This is a genomic window from Anaerotruncus sp. AF02-27 (assembly GCF_003465835.1).
Classification (GTDB): domain Bacteria; phylum Bacillota; class Clostridia; order Oscillospirales; family Ruminococcaceae; genus Anaerotruncus; species Anaerotruncus rubiinfantis.
The window spans coordinates 12,160-32,302 of record NZ_QSBX01000033.1; the positions used below are offsets into that span (position 1 = coordinate 12,160).

The following is a 20,143-nucleotide window of genomic DNA, read 5'->3' on the forward strand; positions in this document are numbered from 1 at the left end:
TTCCGGCCTCTCCAAACAAAAAAACGAGCATGCACCCCATTCAACTTCAAATTTGGCAAAAAAAGATGGAACGGCCTGCAACTACATCTCGCAAACCGTTCCAATCTATAGGGGGGTGAGGGTGTGAAGATATCTTTTACGTGGCTTTCACAGCCGCCTCATATTTACAACTTTATAGTCTCAATATACCATACTTGCCAGGTGTGTGCAACCGCAATTCCCACCCTCCCTGCAAAATTGAAGAAATCATGCAGAAACGAGCGCCTTCCATGGCAAAAATGCCATGGAAGGCGCTCGAAACACCGTTTTGATAGCAATCTGCGTCAATCATCTTCCTGATTCCTGCGATAAAGCCATACGCCGAGCGTAATGCCGCCCGCCGCCAGCGCGGCCGCTGCCACTACAAGCACCGCAAACAACCCAAATCGTTTGGAATCCATCGGTTCGCCGCCAACCGGCCGCGCTCCGGAGGACTCCTCCGAGGAGGAATCCTCATCCTCTTCCGCCTTGATCACAATATCCGGTTCCTCCTCTTCGGAATCTTCCGGCTCGCTCATGGGCTCCTCTTTTGACGAAGCGGAACTCGTCGAAGAGGACGGCGTCCACGTCGGGGCGGCGGGCGTCCAGGCTGAAGGAGGCGTCCAGGCCGTCGAAGAGGAAATCACCGGCGCGTAGTTGCCGGAGCTGCTCGCCTTGCTGCTACTGCTGCTTTTTGAACTGGAGGAAGATTTCGAGGAGGAGCTGGACGAATCATAAAGCGAAGCCAGCGTCTTCATCGTATAGCTGTCACGGGAGGAAGGGATGCGGTCGATGTCCCGTCCATAGATGGTGATTGTCTCCCCGTTGGAACGGCGCAGCACCAGCGTAACCGAGCGGCCTTCCAGCTCGCGCAGGACATCCGCCGCCATCGAGGTGCGCGACCCAACGCTGACCCGCACGGTATCTCCACGGTCCGCATCGCTGATGCGGTCGATCACATCCTCCCAAAATTCGGAAACCTCATAATCGTCATCATCGTCGTCATCCGAATCGTCCACCATAAACCGGAAGGTTGTCATTGTTGTGGCGGTGAATTCCGCATAATAATAGCTGCCGCTGCGGTAGATCGAAACGCCAAGTTCATCCCCGCCGCTGGTGCGTACATAATAGTCCTCCGAACGGTCAAAGCCACTGGGCAGCGCGACCTTCAGCCGGACCGGCGTGCGGGCGGTCACATACGAGCTTCCATCCCACAGGCGCGCCGTGAATTGCAGCTTGGCCTTCCCGGAAGGGCTCTGCTGGGAAATTTCGACCGTGGCGGTACCATAGCTGAGCTGGGAAGCCATTGCCGCGCCGTAAGCATAATTATCCGCATCGTCCGGCATCCTTCTGCTTGAAGAGAAAGAGGTGTCGTAGGAGACACGAACGCGTTCCCGCACCCCATGCACATTGGCATACAGGTTGCCGAGCCGGGTGACCGCAGTGGCGTTCAGCCGCTTCTTTTCGGACGCGCTCATGTTGCGAACCGCCCTAACGATCTCATCGATCGTATCCATATCGTTCGCCGCAACCGCATTGTCCGCCATCCACTGGTTGATCTGCGATGCGGTCGGCGTACCGACGGAGGATTTTTTTGTGATCTTGGTGCTGGAATTGTTCACGGTCAGCGGGAATTGATTTTTAAGCGTATAGTTTACCGCTGCCGCGCTGTCGAGCGAAGCCGATGTGAGCGTCGCAGTTACCTGCGTGTCCTGAAATGCCGATCCGGCGCTGCTGAAATGCCCGCTCACGGCACCAAGCCGCAAAGTATCCCCGCCGGCCATATTGTTAAAGCTGTAGCTGAGATGCGAAAGCGAAAGGGAGGTTGTGCCGTCATAGGGCTTGCTCGCCGAAAGCAGGTTGAGCGTAACCTCCCGTTTAACGATCTCAAAACTCCCGCTCTGCAGCCTGATGACATAATTGGGATAACTGCCATTCAATTTGAACGGATAAGTTTTCACCGTATTCCCGCTTTCGCGGGTCAGAAGCCCGCTTCCCAGTTCGGCTTCAGCCTTTGCCAGCAGATCGGCGGACAGGTCCGCCGACACGCTGTAGCCATATGCCGCGGGGTCTGCGTCCCCGTATGTTTTCTTCTGGTTCGCGTTTGGCGTGACAGTCACCGGCAGCGCTCGAACTTCGTAGTTTTTCCCCACAAAATCGACCGTATAATTGGCATTTGCCGCAAAACCGTCCTTCGTGATGGCATAGCTTCCAGCGCCCGGCCCGACGCTGCACGAAAGATTGCCCAGTTCCTTCTTGACCGCGGCCGCATCGTATCCAGCCGAGACCGAAACGTCGTATTCCACAGGGATCGTTTCCGCCGCAGTACTGCCCGGCACATAGTAACGCCACTGACCCTCTTTCGGCGTCACCGTAACCGGCAGCGCGTTGATTGTGAACTGCGCGGCGGAGATGGAGATATCGTAGTTCGGGTTCCCCGCATTCGTCACCGTGCCGAGCCCGATCGGATAACTCCCCGCATTTTCGCCCGCAGCGCGCGAAAGGCTTCCGGTCAGAACGTTCCCCAGGTCGGCGCCGTCCGAATTGCGCAGGACACGGAAGGTGAGCGCCGGATCAGGGTCCGGTGTCCCAGGACGGTAAGTCTTGGCAAGGCCGGCGGTGGGCGACACCGTGATAGGCAGCCGCGAAATTGTGAAATTCACGCCACTGGTAAAATGGATCGTGTAATCCTCGGAAACAGTCAGTCTTCCTTGCTCGATTGCATAGTTGCCCGCATTTTCCCCCGGGTCGCGGGAAAGCGTACCGGTAAACTGAGGCGCTTGTGGCATTCCCTCCGCGACCGAATAGTCATACGTCAGCTCCGGGTCTGTGGCGCCGTAAACCTTTCCCTGTCCGCTTTTCGGTGTGACGGTGACCGTCCGCTTGGCCACATCAACCGAAACGCTGACTGTCAGATTCGTATATTCCGTATCGGCCGGAGTCGTCGTCGGTCTAAAGGTCGCCTGATAGGTGTGTGTGCCCGCGTCCGGTTTGGCGGTCTTGTCGGTGTCCGACCAACTGAAGGACCCCGCAACCGTCTCGCTTCCGGCTTTGGCGGTGCCGGTCAGCTTTGATTCCGAAAGCGCCTGTCCGTAGGTGATCCCCGACGCCTGCATATTTTCGTAGCTCAGCGCAATACTGGTCGTCACCGGAGTAGAGTTCGCCGGCACCCCTTCCGATGATCCCAAATCCGCCGATGAACTGCTGCTTGGCAGAATCGGGTCCTCCTGTGCAAAAACGCTCATTCCGGACAGCGCCACTGTCAAAACGGCGGTTAAAATAAGCAGCCAGAAAAGCGGCCGGTTTGCATTTTTCATACTGAATCCCCCTTAAAAACAGGTTCCTTCCTATATATATGTATCTGCTTTTCAAACTCTGGTTGGACAAATCCGAAGATCTGCTTAAAATTTGGGCAGATACTTGGAAATGCCCATAGAAACGCCGTGGATATTTCCTATAATAATAGTAACAGAATTTCTGAAATTTACTTCACAATTTTCATAAAATAACAAAATCTCAGGGATTGTCTGCCTGATACTTACATTTTACTCCTATATATCGTCAAATTCAACAGCATATCCTTGGAAAAACTGCCATTTTGCACCTCAGCCCTTTTAAAGTTGCAAAAATCCGTGTTAAGATTGCGTTAATAAAAAGTTATCATAAAATTTCCATATGTTCACTATTTTTTCTTGATATTATCAAAAACTTATAGTACAATATAGCTGTTGTCTTAAAATTTTGACCGGTTTTTACAGCGGAATCGCATAAAAATTGGAGGTTATTTTTATATTTAATCCCAATTTTTTGTTGAGAAATTATTATTCTTCGTCTAAAAATAATCAATCGCTTATATTGATTGTTTACCAGAATTGTTATACAATATTATTCAATAGGTCTAAAACCGGGTAACTTTATTTGACCCAAATAGGAACTATTATATAAATTTTATAGGAATTGGTGGTGAGAAAATGGAGCAAGAGACCATCCGGGCTGTCCGGGAGGCTGAACTTGAAGCCGAGCAGATCGAGAAAGCTGCTACGCAAGAGCGCAAAAACATTCTGGCAAAGGCGCAGGCGGAGGCTTCGCAGACGATTTCGCAGATGACCGCCGAGGCAAAAGCCAGGGCGGCCGCGGCGCTTGACGCGGCCCGCGAAAACAGCAAGTCCCTGCAGACCGATGCAGTGGCTGCTTCCAAACAGGAAATCGCGGAACTTCACGAGCGCGCGAAGGCCAAGGCTGGCGAGGTCCGCAATCTGATCCTGACCGAACTGATCTAGCGCGTTCCCCCATTCCACCAAAAAGGAGGCATCCGTTCTATGGCGGTGCTGCAGATGCAACGCATCAGCATATGCGCGCTGAAAAAAGACCGCAAAAAAATTCTGGATACCCTGCAGCGGTGCGGCGTGGTCGAGATTTCAGATCTCTCTGCGCAGGACCCCGGTTTTGAAAAAGTGGATACGTCCGCTTCAAAATCGCAGTTTGAAAAAGCGATCACCGCTGCAAATCAGGCGCTTGAAGTGCTCGATACCTACAATCCGGTAAAAAGCTCCATGCTTTCCTCCCTGGAGGGTAGAAAACCGGTGTCCGCTGCGGATTATCAGAGTTTTGAATCCAAATATGAGCAGGTGCTCAATCAGGCGCAGACTCTGACGGCCCTCTCCCGAAAGATTGCCGAAAACAAGGCCGAAATCCTGAAATTGCAGGCACAGCTCGATTCGCTTGAGCCCTGGATGGGGCTGGGCGTTTCAATGCGCTTCGATGGCACCCGCTCCACCGCGGGCTTTGTTGGATCTTTCTCCGACGACCTCCCGCTCGAAGCCATCTACGCGGGGCTGGCCGAAAACGCCCCCAACACCGGCGCGGTGAATGTGGACATCATCAGCCACAGCGCCGACCAGACCTGCGTGCTGATCCTCTGCGCGCGTCCGGACGGCCCGGCTGTGGAAGCCGCGCTGCGCACAATGGGTTTTGTCCGTCCCGCTTCCCCTTCCAAACTCTCCCCGGCGGAACATAAAAAGGAGATCGAAGCCGCGCTCGAAGCCGCGCTGACGATCATCGACGCCGCGGAGGAAAATATCCGCGAATTCTTCGGCGCTCGCGACGACCTGCGTTTCCTCATCGATTACTGCAACATCAGAATCGAAAAGTATGACGCGGTTGGCCGCTCGATGCAGTCGAAATCCACTTTCTTCCTTACCGGCTACATCCCGCAGGTCGAAGCGGCCGCGCTGGTGCCGAAGCTCGAAAACAGCTACGACATCTGCGTTTCGATATCCGATCCCGGCGAGGATGAGGATGTCCCGGTGCTTCTGAAAAACAACGGCTTCGCCAAACCGGTTGAAAGCGTCGTGGAATCCTATGCGCTGCCAACCAAGGGCGAAATCGACCCGACCATGATTGTTGCCTGTTTCTATTATCTGATGTTCGGGCTCATGTTCTCCGACACCGGCTACGGCGCGATGGTCACGCTCGGCTGCGGGTTTGTCCTGTGGAAGTTTAAGAACATGGAGGACGGAATGCGCAACATGATGAAAATGTTCCTCTACTGTGGAATCTCCACCATGTTCTGGGGCATCATGTTCTCCAGCTACTTCGGCGATGTGGTCGACGTGATCGGGCGGGTTTTCTTCGGGGTCGATATCACCATCCCGCCGCTCTGGTTCATCCCGCTCAATGAACCGATGCGCCTGCTCGTTTTCTGTATGGGGCTTGGCGTCATCCACCTGTTCATCGGCCTGGGCATTCAGCTTTACCAGCATCTCAAAGCGAAGCGCTACTATGAAGCTGTTACCAAGGTCGTCTTCTGGTACATGCTCGTCGGCGGCGGTATCCTGCTGCTGCTTTCAACCGACATGATCGCAAATATCCTCCAGGTCCAGAAGCTGCCCGCCACAGTGGGAACCGTTTCGACCTGGGTCACGATTATCGGCGCGGTCGGCATCACCCTCACGAACGGCGACTCGAAAAACCCGGTCGTCAAATTCATCCAGGGCCTTTACGAGCTGTACGGCGTGACCAGCTACCTGAGCGATGTACTTTCCTACTCCCGCCTGCTGGCGCTGGGACTCGCAACCGGTGTTGTGGGCACCGTCATCAACCAAATGGGTTCCATGATGGGCGGCAGCCTCGTGGGCGCGATCGTGTTTATCCTGGTGTTCTGTTTCGGGCACCTTTTAAACTTCGGCATCGAGCTTCTGGGCGCATATGTGCATACCAACCGTCTCCAGTATGTCGAGTTCTTCGGTAAATTTTATGAGGGTGGCGGACGGAAGTTTGACCCGTTCGCAGTGCATACAAAATATTACAAAATCAAGGAGGACACCCATAATGTCTAGTATCTTCTCGAACCTCGGTATCGCATTCGCAATTCTCGGAGCCGCGCTCGCGGCCGGTTTCGCCGGCGCCGGAAGCGCGGTCGGCACCGGTATTGCCGGCCAGGCGGCCGCTGGCGTCGTCACCGGAGACCCCAGTAAATTCTCCAAGGTCCTGATCCTTCAGCTGCTCCCCGGCACCCAGGGCATCTACGGCCTGCTGATCGCATTTATCTGCCTGTCAAACGCGGGCGTCATCGGCGCCCCGGTTGAGATCTCCACCGCAAAGGGCATTATGTATATGTGCGCCTGCCTGCCGATGGCGATCGCCGGTTATCAGAGCGCCTGCTACCAGGGCCGCGCTTCGGTCGGTTCGATCAACCTCGTTGCGAAAAAGCCGGACCAGTTCGGTAAAGCGATGATCTTCCCGGCAATGGTCGAAACCTACGCGATCCTCGCGCTGCTCATCTCCCTGCTGTCCATCAACGGCGTTGCTGGCATGAACATTTAATGGCGGATGATGACCGTACTTATTTTAGTTAGGAGAACTCTGCTATGACAGGACTCGAAAAAATCTTAAAGCAGATTCACGACGAAGCCCAGCAGAAGGCGGACGAGGTCATCGCGCAGGCCAAAACCGAAGCGGCCCAGATCGTTGAGAATGCCAAAGCGGAAGCGAAGATCCAGTGCGGCTATATCGACGAGCAGTCCGAAACGGCGGTGCAGAACTACATTGCTTCCACCAAATCCGCCGCCGACCTTGCGCGCCGGCGCGCGATCCTCACCGCAAAGCAGGAGATCATCGGCGCGGCCATCGCGGACGCGCAGCAGTCGATCTATTCCCTGCCGGATGCGGACTACTTCGCCCTGATTCTGAAAATGGCCGGAAAATTTGCGCTCGCGCAGGACGGCGAGATCCTTTTCTCCCCCCGCGACTTGGCGCGCCTGCCCGCCGGCTTTGCGGAAAGCCTGGGCAAGGTGATTTCGGGCGGAAAGCTCACCATTTCCAAAGAGACCCGCGACATTGACGGCGGTTTCGTGCTGGTGTACGGCGGCATCGAGGAAAACTGCTCGATCGAAGCCCTCTTCTACGCCGCGCGCGAAGACCTGCAGGATAAGGTACAGGAGCTCCTCTTTGCATAAGATGCGCGTAATCCCAGATAAAGGAGGTTTAAGCAATGTCTTCTGATTTGTCATATATCTATGCGGTTGCGCGCATCCGCTCCAATGAACTGACCCTCTTTTCCAGCCAGACGATCGAACAGCTCCTTGCAACCAAAAGCTACAGCGAATGCATGCGTCTGCTCATGGACAAAGGCTGGGGCGACCTTGCGGTCGCGAACCCCACCGCTGAAGAGCTGCTCGCGATGGAACGGGAAAAGACCTGGGAAGTGATCCGCGAAGTGGTAGACGACATGTCGGTGTTCGACGTGTTCCTCTACGCGAACGACTACCACAATCTCAAAGCGGCCATCAAGCAGGTCTGTACCGGCGACGAGGATTTCGGCATCTACATGAAAAACGGCACGGTGGATGTGGACCTGATCCTCACCTGCCTGCGCGACCGGAATTTCGCCATGCTGCCTGAAGGCATGCGCGCCGCGGCCGAAGAGGGCTACAACGCGCTCGCTCGCACCCATGACGGCCAGCTGTGCGACATCATCATCGACCGCGCGGCTCTCGAAGCGATTTACAAAGCGGGCAAGGATTCGGAAAACGAGCTGATCCGCAAGTATGCCGAGATGACCGTCGTGGCGGCGGATGTGAAGATCGCGGTGCGCTGCCACCGCACCGGCAAACCCCTCGAATTCATCCGCCGGGCACTGTGCCCATGCGACAGTCTCGATGTAACCCGCCTCGCGCGCGCCGCGATGGAAGGGGTTGATTCGATCGGCAATTGCCTTTCCTCAACCGAATTTGCCGCAGGCGCCCCGATCCTGGAGCAGTCCTCTGCGGCGTTTGAGCGGTACTGTGACAACGCGATCATCGAGATGATCCAGTCGCAGCAGTATGTGGCCCACGGCGTCGGCCCGCTGGCCGCCTATATCCTTGGCCGTGAAAACGAGATCAAAACAGTTCGGATCATCCTTTCGGGCAAGCTCAACGGCCTGCCGGACAGCGTGGTCCGGGAAAGGGTAAGGGATATGTATGTATAAAGTAGCAGTCATCGGGGATCGCGACAGCATCTATGGCTTCGCGGCGCTCGGACTGGATACCTATCCCGTCACCGAGCCCGACCAGGCAGCCAGGCAGCTCAAGGACCTCGCGGAAGGCGAATACGCCGTGATTTATATCACCGAAGCGCTCGCCGAGGCCCTTGCGGAACAGCTGGAAATATACCGCAGCGCTCCCCTCCCCGCAATCATACCCATCCCCGGCGTTTCCGGAAATACCGGGATGGGTATCCGAAATGTGAAAAAATCGGTGGAGCAGGCAGTTGGCTCCGACATCATTTTCAATAATGATAACTAAGTGTAAGCAGGTGAGTTGAAAAAATGAGCAAAGGTACGATAAAAAAGGTCGCCGGCCCGCTGGTTATCGCTGAAGGGATGCGCGACGCCAACATGTTTGACGTTGTGCGCGTCAGTGACCAGCGCCTGATCGGTGAAATCATCGAGATTCACGGAGACCAGGCTTCCGTCCAGGTCTATGAGGAGACCTCCGGCCTCGGCCCGGGCGAACCGGTAGAATCCACCGGCGCCCCGATGAGCGTCGAACTTGGACCAGGACTGATCCAGAGCATCTACGACGGCATTCAGCGCCCGCTGGACGCCATCATGGAAGCGACCGGGCACAACAACCTCGAGCGCGGCATCGAAGTCCCCTCCCTGAACCGCGAAAATAAATGGCATTTTGTTCCGTCCGTCAAGGCGGGCGACGCGGTTGAGGCCGGCGATATCATTGGCGCCGTCCAGGAGACCAAGATCGTCCTGCATAAGATCATGGTCCCTTATGGCATCTCCGGAAAGATCAAGACCATCAGCGAGGGTGATTACACCGTCGTCGACGTGGTTGCAACAGTCGAAACCGATTCCGGCGAAGAAAAGTCCCTCACCCTGATGCAGCGCTGGCCGGTCCGCCGCGGCAGGCCGTATGCAGAAAAACTCCCGCCCGATATGCCGCTTGTCACCGGCCAGCGTGTCATCGACGCCCTGTTCCCGATCGCCAAGGGCGGCGTCGCGGCCGTCCCGGGCCCGTTCGGTTCCGGCAAGACGGTCGTCCAGCACCAGCTGGCGAAATGGGCAGAAGCGGATATCGTCGTCTACATCGGCTGCGGTGAGCGCGGTAACGAGATGACCGACGTTCTGAACGAATTCCCCGAGCTGAAAGACCCAAAAACCGGCTACTCCCTGATGGAGCGCACCGTGCTGATCGCGAATACCTCGGATATGCCGGTTGCGGCGCGTGAGGCTTCGATCTACACCGGCATCACCATCGCGGAATATTTCCGCGACATGGGCTACTCGGTCGCGCTGATGGCCGACTCGACCTCCCGCTGGGCGGAAGCGCTGCGCGAGATGTCCGGCCGCCTCGAAGAGATGCCCGGCGAGGAAGGTTACCCCGCTTATCTCGGAAGCCGTCTGGCGCAGTTCTATGAGCGCGCGGGCCGCGTGCACACCCTTGGCAGGGAGGGCCGCGAGGGCGCCCTGTCGGTCATCGGCGCGGTTTCCCCGGCCGGCGGCGATATCTCCGAGCCGGTCACCCAGGCGACGCTGCGTATCGTCAAGGTCTTCTGGAGCCTCGACTCCGACCTGGCGTATCAGCGCCATTTCCCCGCGATCAACTGGCTGACCAGTTATTCGCTCTATTCCGACAACACCTCTGTCTGGTTTAACGCAAATGTCCATCCGGACTGGTCCGACCTGCGCGCGCGCCTCATGCGGATGCTGCAGGACGAGGCCGAGCTCGACGAGATCGTCAAGCTGGTCGGTATGGACGCGCTCTCCGCGCCCGACCGTCTGAAGCTTGAGACGGCCCGTTCGATCCGTGAGGACTTCCTGCATCAGAACGCCTTCCACGAGACGGATACCTACACGCCGCTCGAGAAACAGTACCTGATGATGAAGCTTGTGCTCGAATTCTATGACACCACCCTCGACGCGCTCAAAAAAGGTGCTTCGATTGACGCACTGGTCAAACTGCCAGTGCGCGAGCGGATCGGCCGCTTCAAATACATCGAGGACGATAAAGTCCAGGCAGAGTACGAGCAGATCAAAAAGACTTTGTCCGATGAAGCCGCAGCGCTTCTCGCGCAGAAGGAGGAAGACTAATGCCCAAGGAATACAGGACAATCCAGGAGGTTGCGGGTCCTCTGATGCTGGTGCGTGGCGTTGAAGGCGTCACCTACGACGAACTCGGTGAGATCGAACTCGCTTCCGGCGAGAAACGCCGCTGCAAGGTGCTGGAGATCGATGGCAGCAATGCGCTGGTTCAGCTGTTCGAATCCTCCACTGGTATCAACCTTTCCAATTCCCGCGTGCGGTTCCTCGGCCGCACGATGGAGCTGGGCGTTTCTGAAGATATGCTTTCCCGCGTATTTGACGGACTCGGCCGTCCGATCGATAACGGCCCGGAAATCCTGCCGGAAAAACGCATGGACATCAACGGCCTGCCGATGAACCCGACCGCCCGCAATTACCCGCAGGAGTTCATCCAGACCGGCGTTTCGGCCATCGACGGCCTGAACACCCTGGTCCGCGGCCAAAAGCTGCCGATCTTCTCGGCGTCCGGCCTGCCGCACGCGAACCTCGCCGCGCAGATCGCGCGCCAGGCGAAGGTGCGCGGCACCACCGAACCGTTCGCGGTCGTCTTTGCCGCGATGGGCATCACCTTCGAGGAATCGAACTTCTTCATCAACTCGTTTAGGGAAACCGGCGCGCTCGACCGCACGGTACTCTTCATCAACCTCGCAAACGACCCGGCTGTCGAACGTATCGCAACCCCGCGTATGGCGCTGACCGCCGCTGAATTTCTCGCCTTTGAAAAGGGCATGCACGTGCTGGTCATCCTCACCGACATCACCAACTACGCCGACGCGCTGCGTGAGGTTTCCGCGGCCCGCAAGGAAGTCCCCGGACGCCGCGGTTACCCTGGCTACATGTACACCGACCTCGCGTCGATCTACGAGCGCGCCGGACGCCAGCGCGGCAGGAACGGCTCAATCACCATGATCCCGATTCTGACGATGCCGGAGGACGACAAAACCCACCCAATCCCAGACCTCACCGGTTACATCACCGAAGGTCAGATCATCCTCTCCCGTGACCTGTACCGCAAGGGCGTCACCCCGCCGATCGACGTGCTGCCTTCCCTCTCGAGGCTTAAGGACAAGGGCATCGGCGAAGGCAAAACCCGCGCCGACCATTCGAACGTCTTAAATCAGCTGTTTGCGGCGTACGCGCGCGGCAAGGACGCGAAGGAACTCATGGTCATCCTTGGCGAAGCGGCTCTGACCGACATCGACCTGCTCTATGCGAAGTTTGCCGACGCGTTTGAGCGCCACTTCGTCTCGCAGGGCTACACCGCCAACCGCGACATTGAAGAGACCCTGCGGATCGGCTGGCAGCTGCTTTCGATCCTGCCGAGAAGTGAGCTCAAACGTATCAAGGACGAATTCCTCGACGAGCATTACGGCAAATACGGCGATATCCTTGCAGAGGAAGAAGCCTGATGACGCCGCGATTCAATTTATGGGAAAGGGGTGATTGACCCTTGGCATCTACCCATGTAAATCCAACGCGTATGGAGCTGACCCGCCTCAAAAAGAAGCTGTCTACCGCTCGCCGCGGCCACAAGCTGCTCAAGGATAAGCGCGACGAATTGATGCGGCAGTTTTTGGATCTCGTCCGGGAAAATAAAGCGCTGCGCGAAAAGGTTGAGGCAGGTATTGCCGCCGCAAATAAAAACTTCGTGCTTGCGCGCGCGGGGATGGACGACGAGGTGCTCAACGTTGCCCTGATGGCTCCGATGCAGGAGGTCTTTTTGGAGGCTTCCCAAAAGAACGTCATGAGCGTTGAGATCCCCGTGTTCGAATATAAGACCCGCTCCTCCGACGCGAACAACATCTATTCCTACGGTTTTGCGTTCACCTCCTCCGATCTGGACGACGCGGTCAAATCCCTGGCCGATGTCCTGCCCGACATGCTGCGGCTAGCCGAATGCGAAAAATCCTGTCAGCTGATGGCGGCTGAGATCGAAAAGACCCGCCGCCGCGTCAACGCGCTCGAGCATGTTATGATCCCGGAGACACAGGAGAACATCAAGTACATCACGATGAAGCTGGATGAGAACGAGCGTTCCACTCAGATCCGCCTGATGAAGGTCAAGGACATGATGCTACAGGAAGCGCACCACTACAAGGAGCGCGAACAAGGCTGGTCCGAATAGAATCCATACCACTGTTGGGGCCGCCCGTCGGGCGGCCCTTTTTTTGCGCATTCTCGGTTTGTTCACAATTTATACTTGATTTTTTGGCAGGAATCGGGTATATTTAAGTTAGCACTCGATATATTTGAGTGCTAACTTCTTGTTTGTCATTATTTCAGATTGAAAGGGATGCTTGTTCATCATGAGAACCAAACAGTTCAAGGCCGAATCGAAGCGTTTGCTCGACCTGATGATCAACTCGATTTACACCCACAAGGAGATTTTCCTGCGGGAGCTGATCTCCAACGCCAGCGACGCGATCGACAAGCTCTATTACCATTCGCTTTCGGACGGTGCGACCGGTCTTTCCCGCGGAGATTTCGCAATCAGCCTTGCGGTCGACAAGGACGCACGCACGCTGACCATCACCGACAACGGCTGCGGCATGACCAAAGACGAGCTCGAGCAGAACCTCGGCACCATCGCCAAGAGCGGTTCGCTCGCCTTTAAGCAGGAGAATGAACAGAAGGAGGATGTCGACATCATCGGACAGTTCGGCGTCGGTTTCTATTCCGCTTTCATGGTTTCGGACGATGTGACGGTCGAAAGCCGCGCCTTCGGTTCGGAGGAAGCCTGGAAATGGGAAAGCCACGGGGTCGAGGGCTACACGATTGAGGAATGCGCAAAACCGGACCATGGCACCGTGATCACCCTGCACATCAAACCAAACTCCGAAGAGGAAAACTACGACGAGTTTCTCGACAGCCACCGGATCTCCGCTCTGGTGAAAAAATATTCCGACTACATCCGCTACCCCATCAAAATGGATATGGAAGCTTCCCGTCTCAAGGAGGGCTGCCCTGAGGAAAAGCCGGAATATGAGACCTATACGGTCAATGAAACGCTCAACAGCATGGTTCCCATCTGGAAAAAGCAAAAATCCGAGGTCACCGACGAGGATTACAACAATTTCTACAAAGAGAAATTCTTCGACTACCAGGACCCGCTGCGCGTCATCCACTCGAGCACCGAAGGCTCCGCCACCTACAACGCCCTGCTGTTTATTCCGGCGCGCGCGCCGTTTAATTACTACAGCCGCGATTATGAAAAGGGGCTGCAGCTCTACGCTTCCGGCGTCCTGATCATGGACAAATGCGCCGACTTGCTTCCCGACTGCTTTAGCTTTGTCAAAGGCCTGGTCGATTCGCAGGACCTTTCGCTCAACATCTCCCGTGAGATGCTTCAGCACGACCGGCAGCTTAAACTCATCGCCGGGCGGCTCGAAAAGAAGATCCACTCCGAACTGCTCGCAATGCTTGAAAACGACCGTGACAAATACGAAGCGTTTTATAAAAACTTTGGCTTGCAGCTCAAATATGGCGTCTACAGCGATTACGGCGCAAAGAAGGAGCTTCTGCAGGATTTGTTGATGTTCTACTCCTCACAGGAGAAGAAGCCTGTCACCCTGCATGAATACGTCAGCCGGATGCCGGAGGATCAGAAATACATCTATTACGCCTGCGGTGAAACAATCGAAAAGATCGATCTTCTTCCGCAGACCGAACGCATCCGCGACGCTGGACGCGAAATCCTCTATCTGACCGACGACATTGATGAGTTCGCGCTCAAGATGCTCTTCAAATTTGAGGACAAGGAGTTTCGTTCGGTTTCGGACAGCGACCTCGGCCTTGAAAACGAGGAGGAAAAGGAGGAGCTCAAGAAGCTTGGCGAAGAGAACAAGGGACTCCTTGACACGCTCTCTTCCGCGCTCTCCGGCAAGGTTGCGTCGGTGCGCCTGTCTGGAAAGCTCAAGAGCCACCCTGTCTGCATTTCAAGTGAAGGCGCGCTTTCGCTCGAGATGGAAAAGGTGCTCAATTCAATGCCAAACAGCACCCCGGACAATGCTCCTGTCAAGGCGCAGCGGATTTTGGAGGTAAACGCCGCGCACCCGGTCTTTGCGGCACTACAGGCGCTTTCCAAAGACGGCAATGAAGAGAAACTCAAGCAGTATGCGGGGCTTCTTTATAATCAGGCGATGCTGATCGAAGGGATGCCGATCGAGGACCCGGTCGCTTTTTCGAACGCCATCTGCGACCTGATGTCTCATTAAGACTAAAAATTTTCCATCAATTGCGGATCGCCGGGGTTCAGCCCCGGCCCGCGCTTCCCAAAGCGTGGACGCTGTTATATTTGCTAAAAATGCAGGAGTGCACGCCGCGCCCCTGCATTTTCTTGTATAACATGTGAAAAACCCATTGACAAAAACTGTGCAAAGCATATAATGCTTTATGAAATCATTATGCGGAATGGGAGCTTCTCTATGGAAGATTTTAAAAAGATCAACTCGCGCGGCTATCTGGTCGGGCTGACCTGGCCGATCTTCGTCGAGCTGGTTTTACAGATGCTGGTCAGCAATGTCGACCAGATCATGGTGGCAAAGACCTCCGGCACAGCGGTCGCGGCCATCGGAAACGCCAATGTCATCACCAATCTGCTCATCATCTCCTTCTCAGTGATCTGTATGGCAGCCACCATTCTGATCACCCAATACCTCGGCGCGGGCAGCACCGAGCGGGTCGCGCAGACCTATACCGTCTCGATGCTCGTGAATGTGCTCTTTTCCCTGGTGATCGCGTTCTTTCTCATTGGGTTTCCCCGGCAGATCTTCGGGCTCATGGGCGTGCCGGAGGAGCTGATGCGCGAAGCCTGCGGCTACCTGCGGATCATCGGCTTCGGCATGCCGCTGCAGGCGATTCACCTCACCTTCGTGGCTTTCTTCCGGGCGCACGGGCTCACCCGCCAGACGATGTTCATCTCGATCGTGATGAATCTTCTGAATATCCTTGGTAACTTCATTCTCATCAACGGCCTGGGCCCCATCCCAATGCTCGGCGTGGCGGGCGCGGCCGTCTCGAGCGACCTCTCCCGCCTGGTCGGCGTCATGGTCATCGCGTGGCTTTTCCGCCGTCAGATCCGCACGCCTATGTCGCTGCGGCACCTGCGGCCATTTCCGTGGGAGCATCTCTGGCGGCTGCTCAAAATCGGCATTCCGTCCGGCGGGGAAAGCGTCTCCTACAACCTCACCCAAATCGTCATCCAGACGATGTGCAACACGCTGCCCATCTACGTGATTACCGCCCGAGTCTACTCGAATATGTTCGCGACCCTCTCTTACCTCTATGTCAACTCGATCGCGCAGGCGACCCAAATCATCGTGGGCTACCTCATGGGCGCGCGCATGGCCGAGGAAACCGACAAGCGGGTCAATTCCACACTTCGTTGGTCGATGCTCGTTTCTTTTCTGGTCTCGCTGCTGTTGTGGGTTTTCTGCAAGCCGCTTTTTGGGCTCTTCACCAACGATCCGCAGGTGCTCGACCTGTGCAAGACGATCATGGGGATCGAGATCCTGCTGGAGCTCGGCCGCGCTGGAAACATTGTGCTGTTTCGCGCATTGCAAACCGCGGGCGACATCCGCTTCCCCATCTGCCTCAATGTCACGACTGTCTGGACCGTCGCGGTCGGCGGGGGCTATCTGCTCGGGATTGTTCTCGGATGGGGACTGCCTGGCATCTGGATCGCGATGACCTGCGACGAGGTTTTCCGCGTTCTGGTTTCGTATCTGCGCTGGAGAAGCGGGAAATGGCGTTCCAAGCATCTGATCGACTGAGATTCCAAAAGGCCGGCGCCATTCCATTGAGAATGGCGCCGGCCTTTTTTCTTTTATGTAAGACGTCTCAGCGCTTCCAAGCGGATGGCATGAACAGCATCAGCATCGGGAAGATCTCCAGCCTTCCAATCAGCATATCCGCGCTGAGCACCAGCTTACTGAAATCTGAAAAAGCGTGATAATTCCCAACCGGGCCAACCATTCCCAGCCCTGGCCCCACATTGTTAAAGCAGGCCAGCACCGCGGTAACCGTCGTTTCGAAAGAGAAATTGTCCAGCGATACAAGGACGACTGAAAGAATCGTGATGAGCGCGTAATAGGTCAAAAAGGTGAAAACACCGTTGACCACCTGATCGTCGACCACTTCCCCATCCATCCGCACCAGCCGCACCAGCCGCGGCCGGAGCATCTTGCTGATACCGCATCCGGCTGCTTTGGAAAAGATCACCGCACGGGAAATCTTGATTCCGCAGCAAGTAGAGCCCGCCGAAGCTCCCAGCATCATCAGCACCACCAGAATCCACTTGGAAAGCTCCGGCCAATAATTATAATCCAGCGTTGCAAATCCGGTGCCTGTGATGACCGAAGCCACCTGGAACGCGACATGATGAAGGGTATTCAACAGATTTCCGCCCTGATGATAGAGGACATTGGCGGAAATAATCATCGTTGCGCTGAGCAATACCAGCAGATATACCCGGAATTCTTCATTGGCGAATGCTTTCGAGAATTGGCGCAGCAAAATAAGATGCAGCACGTAAAAATTAACCCCGAACAAAGCCATAAAAAATGTCACCGTGCCCTGCAGGAACGGGCTGTATGAGATCATACTGTCGTTTTTAATGTGGAATCCGCCGGTGCCCGCCGTACTGAAAGCCGTCGTCACCGCATCGAACACGGGCATGCCGCCCACCAGCAGCAGCACCATCAAAAGAAGGGTGAAAAAGATATAGATCCCATAAATTTTTTTGGCGCTCTCATGCATCCGCGGTAAAATTTTATGCGCGCGCGGGCCGGGGCCTTCCGCCCGCAGCAGATGCATCGAATGACCGGATCCCTTGGCCATCGGGAGAATCGCTAGCACAAAGATCAGCACCCCCACGCCGCCCAGCCAATGCGAAAAGCTTCTCCAGTACAGAATCCCCATTGGAAGCGATTCAATATCTTGGAGAATGCTGGCCCCAGTGGTGCTGAAACCACTGATCCCTTCAAAAATACAGTTAGCCAGCCCCGGAATGGCTCCGCTCAGATAAAACGGCAGCGAACCCAGCAGAGAAATTACAATCCACGCCAACCCAACCACCAAAAAGCCCTCCTGGGCATAAAAGGCCGTTTTTTGCGGTTTGCGCGCGGGCAGGCTGATTGCAAGCAAAAACACCACAGACCCAAAAAAAGCCCAGAAGGAGGCCTTTTCATGGTGCGCAAACGATATGGCCAACGCCGGCAGCATAAATGCGGCTTCCAGCCGCAGGATATTTCCAATCAGATAATAAATCATCCGGAAGTTCATATTCTTTTTCCCCCATCGTCCTTTTCCCCCGATTCCCTAATGGAATCTTAACGAAATATTAACACAAAGAGGCGCCTAAAACAAGCCCTGAAATAAAGATGAAACAACAGCGTTTATACTCACAGCTTATTAAGATTGTGCATAAAAATGCCATTAGCCCGGTTTAAAATGCGGGTTTTGGAGGGATCTGTATCCCCGCTTGCCGCATAGTTTTCTATTTTTGATAAGTACGGTTTAAATCACAATTGCCGGCTGCCGGCCGCTTTTCTTCATAACAAAAAAACAGTCTCCAAGGCGTTATCCTCAGAGACTGTTTTGGCGGAGATGGAGAGATTCGAACTCTTTCCAAATGCCTTTATAATGGACTTTTATCGTCACACTGTGTATTTTGTGTGTAGCGGTTTAATTTTTCTGCCGTTTCAGACCGCTTCTTTTCAGTGATGTGTGTGTATATATCAAGGGTGGTTGAGATGTTCGCATGGCCAAGCATTTCTTGCGCATCCTTGGGGTCTACCCCCGCTTCATGTAAAATTGATGCGTACCCGTGGCGAACCACATGCGGCGTCACGCCGTCCAGTCCTGTCGCTTTTTGATATCCCATCCACAGATCTTCCACTTTACTGGATGTAAGCGGACTGCCTCCGGATCCAAAGATAAAATCTGATGCCTTCCCCTTTGGCAGTTTTTCGGCAAGGACATCTAAAAGAATGATGTCTCTGATCCCCTTTTCGGTTTTCGGAGCCTTGATCCTCGGAGCGTTCCCCTCGTGGTACACGCTTTTTGTAATGTGGATGGTTTTGTTTTTTCGATCTACATCTTTATATTGGAGAGCTAGCGCCTCCCCGCGGCGGCATCCAGTGTAAAGCAGAAAATACGCAAACAATCCAAACGGTTTATCGATGCTGTTTTTGATGGTTTCAATTTCCTCTGGAGTCGGAGCTCGTCGATATGATCTCTTTGCCCCTTTTGGTATTTGTACGTATTCCATAGGATTGTGGTCTAGGATTCCGTTACCGGCGGCATATTCAAAGATCAAATTCAATACAAGCAGATGATTTTTAAGCGTCTTTTGCGCCCATGTTTGTGGGAGTTGCCCCAGATAGGCCTTTCCATCCTTGACCTCGATTTCTTTTATGGGCCTCTCCCCAAAAAACGTGACGGCCCTTCGCTTTGCGGGCTTATAGCTTTTCTTAGAATTGTATGTCAACGTTGGGAAGTGTTCCCTCTCCCAGTCTTCTGCGACATCTTTAAACAGGGGTCCCCTCTCTTTTACACCCTGAAATTCAACCATTTTGCGTTCGACTTCTTTTTCGGTCTTCCCCCGGAAGGCGATCCGTTTGCCATCAATTGTAACGATTTTCTCATATAGACCATCCGGTCGACGGTACATCTTTTTTTGAATCGGGGCTCCGCAATAGCAACAGAATTTCGCATCGTCGGGTATTGTCTTTCGACATTTCTTGCATTTCAAAAATAACACCCCTCTAAGCCTTGCCGTGAGCTTAGAAAGGTGGTAAAATACTTACAGCAAAGCTATGAATTTTTTGGTATGGTTTGTGGCTTGCGTGACCGTCTGGAGGTGGTGCTCCGGGCGGTCTTTTTTTATCTAAGCGATTTCAAAAATTTGCTCTCCGAGGGTCTCCCCTCCCACTCCCCTGTTAGCCTTTAAAATAACGGGGGTCGTCATATCATTCAGCTCGTATGCCACAGCGCACTCTACTGTACCATCTTTTTTGATATCTGCCGTCTGCGTATCTAAATAACGATTGTCTGGCAAAGCAGCAACTTCCAGGGCGTTAACCATATTGGGATCATTGTCCTGAATAGCTTCAAACATTGCGATCCAGGCAATCATCGCACTAATTCCTTCTTTACCAGAAAGGTTTGTGGTTTTGTACCAAAAAGCTATTACAGGCGTCTCCCCGTACTCATTCCCTTCGTCCCCAACTTCTATAATCTTATAATCAGTTATCTCGATCTTAACATCTTCAGCTAATAAAACCCCATTCGCAAAATAATATTTACTTTCCGCACTCTTTTCGGATTCCTGCGATGATGTAACAGATTGCTCGTTTTCTACTTCACCTGCACTACTTATTGGAACAGAACCCGCAACGCCACTACTTTGTGGTGCTGATTCTGAACATCCTGCACATAGGATTAGCGTTGTCAATAGCAACGCCACTATTTTTCCTCTCATTTTGTCTAACCTCCTGTTACAATATATTTGCCTCGGAAGAGTGGCAGCCAGCTACGAGCCGAGGCATC

General features: G+C 54.5%; 15 protein-coding genes. 11 read left to right on the forward strand and 4 right to left on the reverse strand.

Annotated elements, in window-relative coordinates:
- Nucleotides 1-323: 323 nt before the first annotated feature.
- The gene (locus tag DWV16_RS16600) at nucleotides 324-3,335 is read right to left on the reverse strand and encodes an MBG domain-containing protein (RefSeq protein ID WP_118480423.1); all 3,012 of its coding nucleotides are present in this window, start codon (nucleotides 3,333-3,335) and stop codon (nucleotides 324-326) included.
- Nucleotides 3,336-3,989: 654 nt separating this feature from the next.
- Here DWV16_RS16600 and DWV16_RS16605 point away from each other — a divergent pair.
- The 11 genes from DWV16_RS16605 (at nucleotide 3,990) to DWV16_RS16655 (ending at nucleotide 16,365) form a co-directional block, all read left to right on the forward strand.
- Nucleotides 3,990-4,298 (forward strand): hypothetical protein, encoded by a 309-nt coding sequence (locus DWV16_RS16605; RefSeq protein WP_066459971.1) that lies wholly within the window; start codon nucleotides 3,990-3,992, stop codon nucleotides 4,296-4,298.
- A 39-nt stretch (nucleotides 4,299-4,337) separates the two neighbouring features.
- A complete protein-coding gene (locus tag DWV16_RS16610; RefSeq protein ID WP_118480425.1) occupies nucleotides 4,338-6,356 on the forward strand; it encodes a V-type ATP synthase subunit I in 2,019 nt (672 codons plus the stop codon).
- Nucleotides 6,349-6,843, forward strand: a complete 495-nt coding sequence (locus tag DWV16_RS16615) for a V-type ATP synthase subunit K (protein ID WP_118480427.1) — start codon at nucleotides 6,349-6,351, stop codon at nucleotides 6,841-6,843. The genes DWV16_RS16610 and DWV16_RS16615 overlap by 8 nt, the downstream gene beginning before the upstream one ends.
- Nucleotides 6,844-6,887: 44 nt before the next feature.
- On the forward strand, nucleotides 6,888-7,475 hold the full coding sequence (locus DWV16_RS16620) for a V-type ATP synthase subunit E (protein ID WP_118480429.1): 588 nt from the start codon (nucleotides 6,888-6,890) through the stop codon (nucleotides 7,473-7,475).
- A gap of 35 nt (nucleotides 7,476-7,510) precedes the next feature.
- Nucleotides 7,511-8,488, forward strand: a complete 978-nt coding sequence (locus DWV16_RS16625) for a V-type ATPase subunit (RefSeq protein WP_066459975.1) — start codon at nucleotides 7,511-7,513, stop codon at nucleotides 8,486-8,488.
- A complete protein-coding gene (locus DWV16_RS16630; protein ID WP_066459976.1) occupies nucleotides 8,481-8,804 on the forward strand; it encodes a V-type ATP synthase subunit F in 324 nt (107 codons plus the stop codon). The genes DWV16_RS16625 and DWV16_RS16630 overlap by 8 nt, the downstream gene beginning before the upstream one ends.
- Before the next feature lie 23 nt (nucleotides 8,805-8,827).
- Nucleotides 8,828-10,603, forward strand: a complete 1,776-nt coding sequence (locus DWV16_RS16635; protein WP_066459977.1) for a V-type ATP synthase subunit A — start codon at nucleotides 8,828-8,830, stop codon at nucleotides 10,601-10,603.
- Nucleotides 10,603-12,003, forward strand: a complete 1,401-nt coding sequence (locus DWV16_RS16640; protein WP_066459978.1) for a V-type ATP synthase subunit B — start codon at nucleotides 10,603-10,605, stop codon at nucleotides 12,001-12,003. Before DWV16_RS16635 ends, DWV16_RS16640 begins: the two co-directional genes overlap by 1 nt.
- 41 nt (nucleotides 12,004-12,044) lie before the next feature.
- The gene (locus DWV16_RS16645; RefSeq protein ID WP_066459979.1) at nucleotides 12,045-12,719 is read left to right on the forward strand and encodes a V-type ATP synthase subunit D; all 675 of its coding nucleotides are present in this window, start codon (nucleotides 12,045-12,047) and stop codon (nucleotides 12,717-12,719) included.
- Nucleotides 12,720-12,900: 181 nt separating this feature from the next.
- On the forward strand, nucleotides 12,901-14,808 hold the full coding sequence (htpG, locus tag DWV16_RS16650) for a molecular chaperone HtpG (RefSeq protein ID WP_066459980.1): 1,908 nt from the start codon (nucleotides 12,901-12,903) through the stop codon (nucleotides 14,806-14,808).
- Nucleotides 14,809-15,018: 210 nt separating this feature from the next.
- A complete protein-coding gene (locus DWV16_RS16655; protein WP_158572956.1) occupies nucleotides 15,019-16,365 on the forward strand; it encodes an MATE family efflux transporter in 1,347 nt (448 codons plus the stop codon).
- A gap of 67 nt (nucleotides 16,366-16,432) precedes the next feature.
- On the opposite strand, the gene DWV16_RS16660 is transcribed toward DWV16_RS16655, so the two are convergent.
- From DWV16_RS16660 to DWV16_RS16670, 3 genes are all read right to left on the reverse strand, one after another.
- The gene (locus tag DWV16_RS16660) at nucleotides 16,433-17,875 is read right to left on the reverse strand and encodes a TrkH family potassium uptake protein (RefSeq protein ID WP_066459982.1); all 1,443 of its coding nucleotides are present in this window, start codon (nucleotides 17,873-17,875) and stop codon (nucleotides 16,433-16,435) included.
- A gap of 355 nt (nucleotides 17,876-18,230) precedes the next feature.
- Nucleotides 18,231-19,346 carry a tyrosine-type recombinase/integrase gene (locus DWV16_RS16665; RefSeq protein ID WP_118480433.1) on the reverse strand — a complete coding sequence of 372 codons (1,116 nt, stop codon included), beginning with the start codon at nucleotides 19,344-19,346 and terminating at the stop codon, nucleotides 18,231-18,233.
- Nucleotides 19,347-19,481: 135 nt separating this feature from the next.
- On the reverse strand, nucleotides 19,482-20,075 hold the full coding sequence (locus DWV16_RS16670) for a DUF5067 domain-containing protein (protein WP_118480435.1): 594 nt from the start codon (nucleotides 20,073-20,075) through the stop codon (nucleotides 19,482-19,484).
- Nucleotides 20,076-20,143: the final 68 nt, after the last annotated feature.

What these genes read in the sequence shown, in the direction of transcription:
- DWV16_RS16600 (WP_118480423.1), bottom strand. Translation starts at nt 3,335, where the DNA reads ATGAAAAATGCAAACCGGCCGCTTTTCTGGCTGCTTATTTTAACCGCC.
- DWV16_RS16605 (WP_066459971.1), top strand. Translation starts at nt 3,990, where the DNA reads ATGGAGCAAGAGACCATCCGGGCTGTCCGGGAGGCTGAACTTGAAGCC.
- DWV16_RS16610 (WP_118480425.1), top strand. Translation starts at nt 4,338, where the DNA reads ATGGCGGTGCTGCAGATGCAACGCATCAGCATATGCGCGCTGAAAAAA.
- DWV16_RS16615 (WP_118480427.1), top strand. Translation starts at nt 6,349, where the DNA reads ATGTCTAGTATCTTCTCGAACCTCGGTATCGCATTCGCAATTCTCGGA.
- DWV16_RS16620 (WP_118480429.1), top strand. Translation starts at nt 6,888, where the DNA reads ATGACAGGACTCGAAAAAATCTTAAAGCAGATTCACGACGAAGCCCAG.
- DWV16_RS16625 (WP_066459975.1), top strand. Translation starts at nt 7,511, where the DNA reads ATGTCTTCTGATTTGTCATATATCTATGCGGTTGCGCGCATCCGCTCC.
- DWV16_RS16630 (WP_066459976.1), top strand. Translation starts at nt 8,481, where the DNA reads ATGTATAAAGTAGCAGTCATCGGGGATCGCGACAGCATCTATGGCTTC.
- DWV16_RS16635 (WP_066459977.1), top strand. Translation starts at nt 8,828, where the DNA reads ATGAGCAAAGGTACGATAAAAAAGGTCGCCGGCCCGCTGGTTATCGCT.
- DWV16_RS16640 (WP_066459978.1), top strand. Translation starts at nt 10,603, where the DNA reads ATGCCCAAGGAATACAGGACAATCCAGGAGGTTGCGGGTCCTCTGATG.
- htpG (WP_066459980.1), top strand. Translation starts at nt 12,901, where the DNA reads ATGAGAACCAAACAGTTCAAGGCCGAATCGAAGCGTTTGCTCGACCTG.
- DWV16_RS16655 (WP_158572956.1), top strand. Translation starts at nt 15,019, where the DNA reads ATGGAAGATTTTAAAAAGATCAACTCGCGCGGCTATCTGGTCGGGCTG.
- DWV16_RS16660 (WP_066459982.1), bottom strand. Translation starts at nt 17,875, where the DNA reads ATGAACTTCCGGATGATTTATTATCTGATTGGAAATATCCTGCGGCTG.
- DWV16_RS16670 (WP_118480435.1), bottom strand. Translation starts at nt 20,075, where the DNA reads ATGAGAGGAAAAATAGTGGCGTTGCTATTGACAACGCTAATCCTATGT.